General features: G+C 59.8%; 14 protein-coding genes. 6 read left to right on the forward strand and 8 right to left on the reverse strand.

The genetic code is table 11. The annotated features are described in order from the left end of the window. Positions 1-68 precede the first annotated feature (68 nt). From ACODR6_RS11015 to ACODR6_RS11025, 3 genes are read left to right on the forward strand one after another with little or no spacing between them, the layout of a single operon-like run. A complete protein-coding gene (locus ACODR6_RS11015) occupies positions 69-248 on the forward strand; it encodes a CsbD family protein (RefSeq protein WP_112717069.1) in 180 nt (59 codons plus the stop codon). Between the two features lie 60 nt (positions 249-308). Continuing rightward, complete coding sequence (locus tag ACODR6_RS11020) at positions 309-569, forward strand: BON domain-containing protein (protein ID WP_112717071.1); 261 nt, start codon at positions 309-311, stop codon at positions 567-569. 47 nt (positions 570-616) lie between these two features. After that, positions 617-1,135 (forward strand): DUF992 domain-containing protein, encoded by a 519-nt coding sequence (locus ACODR6_RS11025; protein ID WP_203431339.1) that lies wholly within the window; start codon positions 617-619, stop codon positions 1,133-1,135. A 559-nt stretch (positions 1,136-1,694) separates the two neighbouring features. On the opposite strand, the gene ACODR6_RS11030 is transcribed toward ACODR6_RS11025, so the two are convergent. Continuing rightward, positions 1,695-1,928: a PAS domain-containing protein gene (locus ACODR6_RS11030; RefSeq protein ID WP_489022546.1), complete on the reverse strand. Its 234-nt coding sequence runs from the start codon at positions 1,926-1,928 to the stop codon at positions 1,695-1,697. A 318-nt stretch (positions 1,929-2,246) separates the two neighbouring features. On the opposite strand from ACODR6_RS11030, the gene ACODR6_RS11035 reads away from it, so the two are divergent. The 3 genes from ACODR6_RS11035 to ACODR6_RS11045 all read left to right on the forward strand — a co-directional run bounded on the left by ACODR6_RS11035 (position 2,247) and on the right by ACODR6_RS11045 (position 4,184). Then, positions 2,247-3,197, forward strand: a complete 951-nt coding sequence (locus ACODR6_RS11035; protein WP_246777692.1) for a PAS domain-containing protein — start codon at positions 2,247-2,249, stop codon at positions 3,195-3,197. A gap of 3 nt (positions 3,198-3,200) precedes the next feature. After that, on the forward strand, positions 3,201-3,704 hold the full coding sequence (locus ACODR6_RS11040; RefSeq protein ID WP_489022578.1) for an HWE histidine kinase domain-containing protein: 504 nt from the start codon (positions 3,201-3,203) through the stop codon (positions 3,702-3,704). Between the two features lie 345 nt (positions 3,705-4,049). Next, positions 4,050-4,184, forward strand: coding sequence for a hypothetical protein (locus tag ACODR6_RS11045; RefSeq protein ID WP_489022547.1), 135 nt, complete (start codon positions 4,050-4,052; stop codon positions 4,182-4,184). A gap of 544 nt (positions 4,185-4,728) precedes the next feature. On the opposite strand, the gene ACODR6_RS11050 is transcribed toward ACODR6_RS11045, so the two are convergent. From ACODR6_RS11050 to ACODR6_RS11080, 7 genes are all read right to left on the reverse strand, one after another. Further along, entirely contained in the window at positions 4,729-4,872 is a 144-nt protein-coding gene (locus ACODR6_RS11050) for a hypothetical protein (RefSeq protein WP_162708699.1), read from the reverse strand. Between the two features lie 993 nt (positions 4,873-5,865). Then, entirely contained in the window at positions 5,866-7,464 is a 1,599-nt protein-coding gene (locus ACODR6_RS11055) for an MFS transporter (RefSeq protein WP_148195370.1), read from the reverse strand. Then, positions 7,461-7,898: a DoxX family protein gene (locus ACODR6_RS11060; RefSeq protein ID WP_203431645.1), complete on the reverse strand. Its 438-nt coding sequence runs from the start codon at positions 7,896-7,898 to the stop codon at positions 7,461-7,463. Before ACODR6_RS11060 ends, ACODR6_RS11055 begins: the two co-directional genes overlap by 4 nt. 221 nt (positions 7,899-8,119) lie before the next feature. After that, a complete protein-coding gene (locus tag ACODR6_RS11065; RefSeq protein ID WP_203431342.1) occupies positions 8,120-9,997 on the reverse strand; it encodes an amidohydrolase in 1,878 nt (625 codons plus the stop codon). Positions 9,998-10,095: 98 nt separating this feature from the next. Beyond that, a complete protein-coding gene (locus ACODR6_RS11070) occupies positions 10,096-10,383 on the reverse strand; it encodes a XapX domain-containing protein (RefSeq protein ID WP_112717083.1) in 288 nt (95 codons plus the stop codon). 77 nt (positions 10,384-10,460) lie between these two features. Then, entirely contained in the window at positions 10,461-11,150 is a 690-nt protein-coding gene (locus tag ACODR6_RS11075) for a hydrolase (RefSeq protein WP_112717085.1), read from the reverse strand. A 272-nt stretch (positions 11,151-11,422) separates the two neighbouring features. Next, positions 11,423-12,358, reverse strand: a complete 936-nt coding sequence (locus ACODR6_RS11080; protein WP_203431344.1) for a VOC family protein — start codon at positions 12,356-12,358, stop codon at positions 11,423-11,425. Between the last annotated feature and the right edge of the window lie 67 nt (positions 12,359-12,425).

Raw genomic sequence — 12,425 nt, forward strand, 5'->3', positions numbered from 1 at the left:
TTCTCGTTCATGGCGCCGGTCGACACCGGGGTCAGTGATCGAAACGCTGTCTAAGGAAAGGCTGCATTATGGATAAGAACCGTATCGAAGGTGCCGCAAAGGAACTGAAGGGCACGATCAAGGAAGTCGCCGGCAAAGTCACGGGCAACGAGAAACTTGAGGCAGAAGGCAAGGTCGACAAGGCCGCCGGCCAGGTACAAGGCGCCGTTGGTAAGGGCAAGGACGCCGTCAAGGATGCGCTGAAGTGAGGTTGTGATGACGGCTCGCTACAAAGGCGAGCCGTCATCACCCAATAAGGATCACGCCAGATGCTTTTTCAATCTTTTGCAAGCGTAGCAACCGCTGCGGACCCCATTGCGAGTAGTGAGGCGATCAGGTGCCTTTTGGCCTATACCTACGGTCTAGAAGATTGTCAGATCAAAGTTGAAGTAGTTGACGGCGCCATCATGCTGACCGGTATGGCGTCGTCAGAGGAAGCCTCACGTATGGCGACCTCGATTGCTGCCGACTTCACGTCAAAACAGGTAATTTGTGGTCTGCAGGTCGCTGTCACGTCAAGGCGCGCCTGAAGCTGATCGCAAAACAGAACCGCTATGTTTCAAACAAGGAAGAGACCATGAAAAAGACGCTCGTTCTCGCGGTGGCCACCACACTTGGCTTTGGCTCCGTTGCCGCGGCAGCCGATACCCACCACAGCAAAAGGCAGCATAAGCAGCAGGTTGCGTCACAGCCGAAAGAGCGGCTGGGTACGCTTTCCTGCGAAGTCGCCGGCGGTATTGGCCTTCTGATCGGCTCCAGCCGCGCGGTGGATTGCCAGTTCAAGCAGCGAACCGGGAAGGTCGAACGTTACAACGGTACGATCGGAAAGCTCGGCATTGATGTCGGGGTGACCGGCAAATCCTATCTGAGCTGGATCGTGGTCAACACGAAGCCGACGACAGTTGGCGAAGGCAGCCTTGCCGGGACCTATGTCGGAGCGTCCGCTGGCGCATCTCTTGGTTTGGGCCTGGGGGCAAACGCTCTGGTTGGAGGCAATGCCACCAATTTTGGCCTGCAGCCGCTCAGTGCCGAAGCCGGGACCGGTCTCAATGTCGCAGCCGGCGTCTCGCGCCTGCAACTCCGTAAGGCAGACTAATCCGCGATCGTTCTCATCCCGACGGCCATGAATCCGATCGCCGGGCGCACTAGAGGGGCAAGGCTGTGCCCCTCTTATGATTTTGGATGCCGACTACAAGGTAATACCCAGCTGGTATCGGAGAGCCAAGACGCATCGAGCAGGGTAGTCGTCACGCTGCTGGGACGTGCACCGGCATGGTGAAAGTGAGTGGATGGCATTGAACTCTTCTGCAGAAACCGGCAAAGCGGCAGCGCCTTAGATTAGGGTGTCAGTTCAGTCGCAACAAAGCTTGAACGCCAGACCCCAACCACGCGATCTGCCGAGCCCATTCGGCACTCAGCTGATTGGCCTAAGCCTGAAGCAATTTGTTTCCCAGTTCGGCGCTGACGTTGTCCGGCTCGACAGGCTCCGACTTCGACCCGTATGAAAATGCCAATTGAAGCGCCGTACGACGAGGTTCATCTCCCCGCCTGCGTCGCCAAGGCCCCAGCGCCCCGCGTCGCCGACGTGCTCGTTGACGATGAGCGACAGAGGCGTCGCCTTCACGGCCGGCACGAAGTCCGGCGAGGTATCGGCGTCAGGCGAATGTCGTCACGCTTGATCGACTCGATAAAATCGATCGTAAGCTCTCAGTCGAAATCGCCTCACGAATGCGCGACACCGCGGCCCGATCCGTCTCAGCCCGCTGCAAGAGCTGACAGTTCCGGCCGATATGGTCTGCATTAGAATAGCCCGTCAGCTTCTGGAACGCCGCGTTGCAGAAAATAATCGAGTTGTCGTCTTGGCTCGGATCGGTGCCGATCATCGGCATGCGCGCTCCGCGGCCAACGGGTCTTCCCGCACATGCGCATCCGCTAGGCGGTTTCCAGCTGTCCTGGCGTCCAGCCGTCTCTGGTCGGTGTCCTGCATCGTCAGCCTCTGAAAGTCCACACGGTCAGTTTCGGCGCAGGATATGGTCCCGCATTTACTCGGATTCGGGGAAGACAAAGAGACGTTGTCGATAGTGTCTATAACCTTTCTTGTCCTGGTTAGAAAAATCCCTCCTCAATCAACCATAACTCCGCCCCGCCTTGCCGTACGCACCTCGCAATTGGTGTGATCAGCCAAGACAGTGACAAGGGAACAAAAGGTGTATACTAACCTGCTAATTGACAGCACCGAAGAACGACGGATCGACCGCGAGATCAATCAAACCAGCTCAGGATCAGATCCGTTCGCTGCCGCGATGCGGGCCTCGCGGATGCCGATGATCATCAACGATCCCCGTCGCCCGGACAACCCAATCGTTTTCGTCAACGAAGCCTTTGCCGCCCTCACGGGATACAGCCGCCAGGAAGCGCTGGGACGGAACTGCCGCTTTCTCCAGGGACCCGGCACGAATTCGCACGACGTCGAAAGAATCCGAAAAGCGGTCGCCGATAAACGCCCCATCGAGATAGACCTTCTCAACTATCGTAAGGACGGCTCGCTGTTCTGGAACAGGCTGCTCATATCACCGGTCTTCGACGGCGGGGAGCTGACCTATTTCTTTGCCTCCCAGTATGACGCGACTTCGGAGCGGACAGCGCCGTCCCGTCCGGAGCAGCAGGAGCTGGAAGCCACGCTCCAGCGCCGGATCGTCGATCTGACGGCAAGCGAGGAGAGGCTAAACTTCACCCTCAAGGCGGGCGGCCTTGGAGTTTGGACGCTGGACGTTCAGGACGGGCGGCTGGTCTGTTCGCCGATCTGCAAGGCGAACTTCGGACGCCAACCTGCCGAGAACTTCACCTACGACGATTTGCGAGCATCAGTGCATCCCGATGATTTGGAACGGTGGCAGCAGACCGTTGCGGCGGCGCTGGCGTCCGATGGCAACCTTCATGTCGAGTACAGGATCATCAAGCCGGATGGCAGTCCTGCGTGGATCGAAGTCCGGGCGGAGACGAAGTTCGACGAAGCGGGACGGCCTTTGCAGATGAGCGGCGTTTCGATCGACACGACCGAACGCAGGCAGGCGGAGGCCTATCGCGCGATGATGGCCCAGGAAATGGGACATCGGATGAAGAACATGCTGGCGACCACCCAGTCGATCGTCAATTAGTCGCTGCGTGCAGACCAGTCGATCGAGAGGATGAGGTCGACAATATCGGAACGTCTGGCAGCCTTGTCCCGCTCCGCAGACGTTCTGCGCGGGCGAGAGTTCGAGACGCTCGGCTTGCGCGAGATAGTGGAGCAGGCAGTCGCGCCTTTCAACGAGGCCGGCCGCATCGCGTCCGACGGGCCTGACCTCGAGGTCTCACATCGGTCGAATACAAGCCTTTCGCTGGCTCTGCACGAGCTCGCGACAAACGCGGTAAGGTACGGCGCTCTTTCCGTGCCGGATGGCCACGTCGATATCGACTGGAGTGTCGGTGGAGGCGACTTCAAAACCCGATGGCGCGAATCCGGCGGGCCGACTGTCGTGGAGCCGAGACGACGAGGCTTCGGAACGAAACTTATTCAGATGCTCGGCGCGAGCCTGCGTGGCAAGGCCGACATCGAATTTCGCCCGGAGGGTCTGTCGTTTACCGTTACGACTTCAAAAGATGCACTAACGCAGCCTTGCTGAAGGAGGCGACTGTGACGACGCTGCTCGGTCTACCGCGCTACTCCAGGTCGGTTTTCGTGACATGAAGGCAGCAGCCGCGCCGCCATCCCGACGCGGCTCGCGGCCGCCAAACGGCCTCGCCACTGTTTCAGGTACGGCGGTGAACCCGTCGCACAAAGAGATCGTCGCACAAGCCAAGGCTCAACCCAGCCCCATCCGTGCGACGAACTCGCTTGAAGAAACGCGCATCGATCGTGTAAATTGTTTCCGGGAGCGCACCTCCACCGCGCTCCATTGAGGCCGTCCAAGCTGCCTCTAACTCTCACCTTGGGCGGTCTCTTCAATCAGTTCGAATGGGTATCGCCGATGGCAGTTGCAGTGATCGCTAGCCTTGCATCCTTCCTCCTGGGGATGATCACCGTGCGCATGGCCGGGCTTCGGCATGAAGTGATCGGCGGGTTGCTTGGGCTGAGCTGGTTCTGGGGAACTTCATCTGGCTAATGCAGAATAAGCGGCGTGAGATTGAAGCGATCAAAAAGGAGCTAGAGCGAATGTATCCCCGGCTGAACTTCTAAGCTTCATCGCATTCCTGCATAGAAAAAGCCCACGCGAGGGCGGCGCGTGGGCTTTCATTATCTCTGCCAATGGGTTCTGAGGGGAGCAGAGATTGAACGCGTGCGGTTGGGTTTCCATAACGTTCGCCGATTAAACGACTCGGGTGACGTTGGGTTCCATCGAATCTTGGAAAAATGGATTGTACCCATGTTGACAAATCGCTGCGCCCTATTTTAGCAATCCGCTCGTGATGGACCTGAGATAACCATCACGAGAAATGCTGGTGCGCATGAAGAGACCCCGGGATCCAGGGCAAAGGTGGTTCCGGGGTCTTTTTTTTGCAAAAAAGGCGCCGGTGTTTCCACCGGCGCAGTTGGTCATACAGTTGAGAACTGCCGCCCGACTTAGCAAGAACTGGGGTAGCTTGCTCGAACAGGTAAACAAAGCGCCGGGCGGCACAAAGTCAACCTGCGTGGAGCCTTGAAGTTCCCTAGGCTACGCGTTTTCGCTCTGTTTCTGGTCTCAAGGCCGCATCTTTCGCCATTTGGATCATGTACGCGACAAAAGGTTTGTCGCTCAATTCCGCCAACTTCTTTGCTGCTTCCAGATGATCGACGAGATGAACTTGCGACATATCTACCTCCTGACTGTCCGCATATTCATCTTTGCTAATGAATCTTAAGCGAAGCTTACCATGGGTAGACTATTTTTGGCCTTTGATGCCGCATGGGTAGTACAGAGGAGTTTGCCGCTCGGCATACGCAGGAAGAAACTCTGACAATCGACTGAAAGAGCGCCGAGCGGCAGCGTAACAACTTGCGGTGAGCTTACTGGTTCCAAGAAAAAAGCCACCACAAGGCTTAATTCGTGGTGGCTGCCAAGTCGTTGATGGAGAACGGTTTGCCATCAATGCGATATTGTTATTGGCATTGACTGGCATCTGCAAGAGCGCAGCAACCCGTTCATCATCCATTGGCTAGCGCGGATCCCATCTTCACGCATGTCTAACACCATCTGACAGCTTTCATATGATCGCGCGATCACGGTCACGGAAGCCGATGAAAAACCTGCGGCCGTTCAAATGCACGCGTCGCTTCATGAGAAGATGAACATGATCCTCGGCGTCTTCCTCAAGGTTTATCAACGACAGGAAGCGGACAGACGCCATCGACGCGGTCCCCGCCGACGGGCTGGGCCCATCTGAGCTGGAACCCTTTGGACCTCGTCTTTTCGTCGGCAGCCTTCGGTGGGCTTATCGCCTGATGCATACCCCGTGCGAGCCGGTCAAAACCGGGCCCCGCGTACGGCGAGAAGCCGCTTAGCGGTCGGCCCTCGAACATGCTTATTGAGGGCCGAGTTATCATGCACACCCCACTCGATCTCCTTGGCGTTGGCATCTTTCTTCCGGTCACGAGCGATTTGTCGAGGCGGCTCCCGTTAGTCAAGATCGATCACCTTGAACTCGCAGCTCCCTTCTCGGAGGTCTCTTCGAGTTCTGAGATATGCTTGAACTTTTCCGGGACGAGGCCGGCGACCCGGTCGACGTAGATCGTCGCGGCAGGTCTACGAGACCCCCATAAAATGAAAGACTGGATTGCGTTGGTCGGCGAGGTGGCGGGTGAGCTGATCATGCTGCACCTGGTCTGTCGATCGTCAGGAAGTGGCGTACAACCGGCTTTTCGGTCCCCGTATGGTACGCGAGCACCTTGCCCTGCAGGTCTGCATCGGCATGCGAAACGCGCTTGTGCTGGCGAAGATGCTCGGCCCAGGACTCCACCATGAACCATTCCACGATCTTCTCTGGATCGGCGGAATCTTCCGTCACGCCCCAGCCATAGGCGCCATCGCGACGACGTTCCTGGGAGAGCGTGTCGAGGGCGTGCAGAAACGCTTTGCGGTGCTGCTTTTCGACATGATATTCGATCAGGATCAGGACCGGTCCACGGTCATGAGCGACGGGCTCGGCAACGAGAGGCTCCGGCCAGTGGGCCGACGGGACCAGATCGGCATCCCCGGTCGGCAGCTTCACGCGGTGCATGATGAGCCCGGCGACCAGCAGACCGGCCGCACCGATCACCAGCGCGCCGGAAACGCCAACTGCTTCACCGACGGCGCCCCAGCCAAGGCTGCCGGCCGTCATCGCGCCGTTGAAAACGGTGAGATAGACGGCAAGACCACGACCGCGCACCCAGTTCGGAAGGACAGCCTGAGCGGCACCATTGAGCGTTGTCAGAGCGGTAATCCACGCCCCGCCCAGAAAAAGCAGAGCGATAATGGCAATCGAATTCGAAGGCGCAAGGGCCAGGACTGACATCACGATAGCGGTGGTGATGGCTGCGCCAAGCATCAGGCCATCGGCGCTCAAACGTTCGCGCAGCTTCGGCATGACGAGCGCTCCGCCGATCGCACCGGCACCGACCGCGCCAAGCAGGATACCATAAAAGCTTGCACCACCGCCGAGAAGCTGGCGGGCTACCAGGGGAAGAAGGGCCCAGACCGCACTGGCGAAGGCGAAGAAGATTGCAGCGCGCAGCAGCACGACATGCAACGGGCGGCTTGCACGGGTGTAGCGAAGGCCAGCGCGAAAGGCTCCGAAGAAATTCTCCTGCAAAGCATCATTCGAATTTTTGGCGCGCGGCCACCAGACAAGTGCTGCGATGACGATGATATAGCTCGCGACGTCAGCACCATAGGTGAGACCCGCGCCGAACGCCGCAAGCAGAAGACCGCCTGCGGCCGGCCCGATCGACCGCGCAATGTTGATGCCGAGCGAATTCAGCGCCACGGCACTTTTGACGTCTTCCCGTCTGACGAGTTCGGGCACGATCGCCTGCCAGGTCGGCCCCATCAGCGCAGCGCCGATACCGCCGAGAAATGTCAGACCGATGAGGGCACTGACCGAGAGCATGCCCGTCTGGGCAAGAGCCATAAGGCTGATGCTGACAGAGGCGAGCAGCAGCTGGACGGCAATCAGGAACTTGCGCCGGTCGAGAATATCGGTCAGGACGCCGGCCGGGATGGCGAGCAGGAAGATCGGCAGCGTGCCCGCCGCCTGGACCATGGCGACAGCCGCCGGCGAGGCCGAAAGATCGGTCATCAGCCAGGAACTGGCGACATCGCGCATGAAGCTGCCGGTGTTGCCGAGAACGGTCGCAGCCCAGAGGACCGCGAAGACCGGTTGTGCAAGCGGTGCAAAGCTGCCCCCGGGCGACTTTGTGGTGCTCATTGTTCAGCTCCCTTGGTGATATCGAAAATGGTGACGAGGACGAAGGCGCCCGCGAGGCCGAGATGTTCGAAGAAGGCGTTGGTTGCCATCATCCGCTCCATGCCGGCGGGCAGTTCCCAGAAGCGGAGCGCGATGAAGGTCGCAAGGACAGTGAAGCCGGCGAGCGCGAGAGCGCCTGCCCACCGGAGCGTGCCAGAGACAACCAGGGCCGACGCAGTCAGCTCGAAGGCAATGACGGCGACAGCAAAGACCGGGGCCGGGTGGAGACCGAAATGCTCCATCTCGGCGATCGCGCCGCCGAAATCGAAGATCTTGGTCAGCGGGCCCTGGATATAGGCGGCGCAAAGCGAGAGCAGCGCGACCGTTCGCACGGCGGGCGCCGAAACGACATCGGCCAGAAGCCTGCGCGAGTTTGAAGGAGAGTGGCTGGTCATCATTGCTCCTGCGATCTGGGCCGGTCGGTTCGAGCGGCGCTGTGTTCGTCTGATGGAGCGATATTGCCGGGAACCATTGCGGCCAACAATTGCATCAATAGTTTCGATTTAATTGCGATAAACGCAATTATTCGCGGGAGTTTTCCCCTCTTATAAAACAAGCCTGGGGCAGCGGTCTCCCGCTGCCCAGGCCGATACGTCGTTCGATTATCGCGTCAGCCTCAAACGGCCCAGCAGGAGCAACCGAGTGCGCCGAAGAAGCCCTTGAGATCCGCGATCGGCAGCTTCGAGGTCCAGGCACCGGCATGGTCGTGGCTATGAACGCCGCAGTCGCTGGCGCAGCCGCAGGTGGAGATGGCCGTGCGGCGCAGCGAGCGTGCGCCCGCCCCTTCGGGTTCGCCCCAGGCAGCGTAGCCGCCGAACTTGCGCACCGGAGACCAATCCGGCATGGCGGGCGGGATATTGCTTTCGTCGTAGTTGGCGAAGTCACCCGAGCCGTAGACGATCTTGCCGCCGACCATCGTCAGATCGGAGGTCAGGAACGAGATCTCGTCCTCGGCGCAGGTGAAAAAGTCCTTGCTTGGCACCACGAGATCGGCGAACTGGCCTTTCTCGATGCGGCCCTTCTTGCCCTCTTCGTTGGAGAACCAGGTGACCTTTTCCGTCCACATCCTGAGCGCGGTCTCGCGGTCGAGGCAATTGGCACGCGGATAGAGCTGCATGCCGCCGACCGTTTTGCCCGTCACCATCCAGGAGAGCGATACCCACGGATTGTAGGAGGCGACACGCGTCGCATCCGTGCCGGCCGAAACATTGACGCCCTTGTCGAGCATGCGGCGGATCGGCGGCGTGGCCTCGGCAACGCCGTGGCCGTAACGCTCGACGAAATATTCGCCCTGATAGGCCATGCGATGCTGGGTGGCGATACCGCCGCCGAGTGCCGCGATACGGTCGATCGAGCGCTCCGAGATGGTCTCGGCATGGTCGAAGAACCAGTTGAGGCCCTCGAGCGGAATGTCCTTGTTGACCTTCTCGAAGACATCGAGCGAGCGCGAGATGGTTTCGTCATAAGTGGCGTGCATGCGCCAGGGCCAGCGGTTTTCGGCGAGAACGCGCACGACTTCCTCGAGCTCGCCTTCCATCTCCGGCGCCATTTCCGGGCGCGGCTGGCGGAAGTCCTCGAAATCGGCGGCGGAGAAGACCAGCATCTCGCCGGCACCATTGTGGCGGAAGTAGTCGTTGCCCTGCTTGTATTTGACCGAAGACGTCCAGTTGAGGAAGTCTTCCTTCTCCTGCTTCGGCTTCTGGGTGAACAGGTTATAGGCGAGACGAACTGTCAGCTGATTTTCGTCGGAGAGCTTCTGGATGACCTCGTAGTCATCGGGATAGTTCTGATTGCCGCCACCGGCGTCGATCACACCGGTAACGCCGAGACGATTGAGCTCGCGCATGAAATGTCGGGTGGAATTGACCTGGTAGTCGAAGGGCAGCTTGGGGCCTTTTGCCAGCGTCGAATAGAGAATGCCGGCGTTCGGCTTGGCAAGCAGCATGCCGGTCGGGTTGCCGTTGGCGTCGCGCGTGATCTCCCCGCCGGGCGGGTTCGGTGTGTCGCGGGTATAGCCGACGGCGCGGAGCGCAGCACCGTTCAAAAGCGCGCGGTCATAGAGATGCAGCAGGAAGACCGGCGTATCGGGCGCAACCGCATTGATCTCCTCGATCGTCGGCAGGCGCTTTTCGGCGAACTGGTGTTCGGTGAAGCCGCCGACGACGCGAACCCATTGCGGGGCCGGCGTGATCGCTACCTGACGCTTGAGCATGTCCATCGCGTCAGCCAGCGAACGAACGCCGTCCCAGCGCAGTTCCATGTTGTAGTTCAGACCACCGCGCACGACGTGGGTGTGGTTGTCGATCAGGCCGGGTAGGACGCGCTTGCCCTTGAGGTCGACGATCTTGGTGTCGGGGCCAGCGAGCGCCATGATCTCGGCGTCGGTGCCGACTTCAAGAAAGGTCCCGTCCTTGATAGCGACTGCGCTGGCAGTTGGATTGGTGCGATCGAGCGTGGTGATCAGACCGTGGTGGAGGATGAGGTCGGCGAACATGGGAAATGCTCCTGGCTTTATTATTAAGATTGATTTCAACGCCTTGCGCCGGGATCGACGGGCTGGGGCCCACCGCAAGCGAATCTCCTCTTGCGGTGTCAGCTATCGGACTTGTGCTGATCGTGGCGAGACAGGACAACGTCGTTGCGGCTCTCGCCCTTCGGCATATGGCCGAACATGTGCGGCTTGATCTGGTTGATCCAGGAGACGGCTGCGGGCTCCCTGGCGATCAGCGTCTTGGCGAAAGGAATGAGCTGTTCGCCAACCAGAATGCCAAGCAGGCCGACAAGGGCCACGATCGGCGGCGCGGGAGAGCGAACATTGAGCAGGCTGTAGACGATACCGACCAGAAGACCGGCGCCGATGGAAAGAATGTAGAGTTTCATGGGGGCATCCTCGACTGTGAATGAAGCCGCCTCCGCATCCGGACGTGCGATCCTGCGGAAGCGGCGGTGATGGGTGATTACTTGGCTGGGTTCGGGCCGATGCGCTTGCCGTGGCTGACGCGCTCGGCGCCGCCGTGGACATGCGTGACCGCGTAGTCGATGCCCATGCCGTAGGCGCCGGAATGTTCCTTCACCAGCGACGTGACCGCGTTATACGTCTCCTTGCGTGCCCAGTCGCGCTGCCACTCAAGCAGGACCTGCTGCCAGGTCACCGGAATTACGCCCGCCTGCACCATGCGGTCCATAGCGCGATTGTGGGCTTCCAGCGAGGTGCCGCCGGAGGCGTCGGCGACCATGTAGATCTCGTAGTCCGGGACGTCGTTGAGAGCGGAAAGCGCGAACGTCGTGTTGCACACTTCCGTCCAGAGACCGGAGACGACGATCTTCTTAGCGCCGCCGGCGGCATTCTTGGCAAGGGCGTCACGAACGTTCTGGTCGTCCCAGGAGTTCATCGACGTGCGCTCCAGAATGTCGTTCTCGGGGAAGACGCCGAGCAGTTCCGGGAAGGTGTTGCCGGAGAAGCTTTCCGTCTCGACCGTGGTGATCGTGGTCGGGATGTCGAAAATCCTGGCGGCCTTGGCGAGACCGACGACGTTGTTTTTCAATGTCTGCCGGTCGATCGACTGGACGCCGAAGGCCATCTGCGGCTGCTGGTCGATGAAGATGAGCTGGCTGTTTGCCGGGGTCAGGACTTGGAGCTTGGACATGGTACTTTCCTCGTGGTTGCGGCCCGCATGGGGTGCCTGAAAATCGATAGCGGCGGGCGGGAGCTTCCTGGCCCGCAGGCCGTTTCGCTCGCCGTCCTGGCTGCTGAAATCAAACCTAGCGTTCGACGCCGCGCTGCAGAATTGCAATAATTCTATTGAATGAATTGCGAAAAATGAAATAACCCTTGAGGATGCATGGGTCTGGATGTGCACGAAGGGCCGCGATCCTTGCCGATCGCAGCCCTCGTTGTCGTCAGATGTCTGGTATGCTCCTACGCAGCCAGGGGCACGAGGTTGGATTCTATTTCAGCGCGCATTGCCTCATAACGGCTGGGCAGCTTGAGCACCTCTCCGAGATGGGCGGTGTCCTCGTCTCGATTGAAGCCCGGTTCGTTCGTTGCGATCTCGAACAGAACGCCACCGGGCGTGCGGAAATAGATGGCCCAGAAATAATCCCGGTCTATGACCGGCGTGACCTGGTAACCGGTATCCATCAGAGCCTTGCGCACTTCGAGCTGCTGTTCACGGTTGTCGACGGCGAAGGCGATGTGGTGAACGGATCCGGCGCCCTGCCGGGCAAAGGGCGTCGTTGGCAGGAGCTGAAGGTCGATCGTGTCGGCGCCGTTTCCGCCCGGAATGATGAAGCGCGTGACGTCGCCTTCCTTTTCAGCGCGCTGGTAGCCCATGAACCCGAGCAGTTCTTCCGTCGCAGCCGTATCGTGCAGGCGGAAGCGAGCGCCGGCAAAACCGCGGATAGCAGCATCGTCCGGGATACCGCGACCAAGCCAGGGGGACGAGCGGCGGTCGTCGGCCGCTTCGATCAGCGCCAGGCTGTCGCCGTCCGGGCCCATGAAGCGAAGCCGCCTGGCTCCGAAGATTGTGTCTGCTTCCAGCCCATCGACGCCTTGCGAGGCCAGGCGGTCGCGCCAGAATTTCAGCGAACCTTTCGGCACGGAAAATTGCGTCTCGCCGACCTCGCCGACCCCGGGGCGGCCAAGCATCATGTTCTGAAAGGGAAAGTAGGTCATCACCGTCCCGGCGCTACCGGTCTCGTCGCCGTAATAAAGGTGATAGACGCTGGGATCGTCGAAGTTCACCGTCTGCTTGACGCGGCGCAGGCCGAGCGTATTTGTGAAGAAGTGGTTATTCTGGCGTGCGTCCGACGCCATAGACGTTACGTGATGCAGTCCCTTGATGTCCTTGATCATGTCGATGCCTTTCTCTCAGCACGGATGATTGTTGTGTGAAGGCAATCTAGGCCCGTTGATGACCAGG

This window comes from Rhizobium sp. FG96 (genome assembly GCF_057808655.1).

Bases quoted from the DNA above. Each gene is read 5' to 3' on its own strand.
- ACODR6_RS11070 (WP_112717083.1), bottom strand. From the start codon at position 10,383: ATGAAACTCTACATTCTTTCCATCGGCGCCGGTCTTCTGGTCGGTATC.
- ACODR6_RS11060 (WP_203431645.1), bottom strand. From the start codon at position 7,898: ATGACCAGCCACTCTCCTTCAAACTCGCGCAGGCTTCTGGCCGATGTC.
- ACODR6_RS11055 (WP_148195370.1), bottom strand. From the start codon at position 7,464: ATGAGCACCACAAAGTCGCCCGGGGGCAGCTTTGCACCGCTTGCACAA.
- ACODR6_RS11050 (WP_162708699.1), bottom strand. From the start codon at position 4,872: ATGTCGCAAGTTCATCTCGTCGATCATCTGGAAGCAGCAAAGAAGTTG.
- ACODR6_RS11030 (WP_489022546.1), bottom strand. From the start codon at position 1,928: ATGCCGATGATCGGCACCGATCCGAGCCAAGACGACAACTCGATTATT.
- ACODR6_RS11045 (WP_489022547.1), top strand. From the start codon at position 4,050: ATGGCAGTTGCAGTGATCGCTAGCCTTGCATCCTTCCTCCTGGGGATG.
- ACODR6_RS11025 (WP_203431339.1), top strand. From the start codon at position 617: ATGAAAAAGACGCTCGTTCTCGCGGTGGCCACCACACTTGGCTTTGGC.
- ACODR6_RS11020 (WP_112717071.1), top strand. From the start codon at position 309: ATGCTTTTTCAATCTTTTGCAAGCGTAGCAACCGCTGCGGACCCCATT.
- ACODR6_RS11015 (WP_112717069.1), top strand. From the start codon at position 69: ATGGATAAGAACCGTATCGAAGGTGCCGCAAAGGAACTGAAGGGCACG.
- ACODR6_RS11075 (WP_112717085.1), bottom strand. From the start codon at position 11,150: ATGTCCAAGCTCCAAGTCCTGACCCCGGCAAACAGCCAGCTCATCTTC.
- ACODR6_RS11080 (WP_203431344.1), bottom strand. From the start codon at position 12,358: ATGATCAAGGACATCAAGGGACTGCATCACGTAACGTCTATGGCGTCG.
- ACODR6_RS11065 (WP_203431342.1), bottom strand. From the start codon at position 9,997: ATGTTCGCCGACCTCATCCTCCACCACGGTCTGATCACCACGCTCGAT.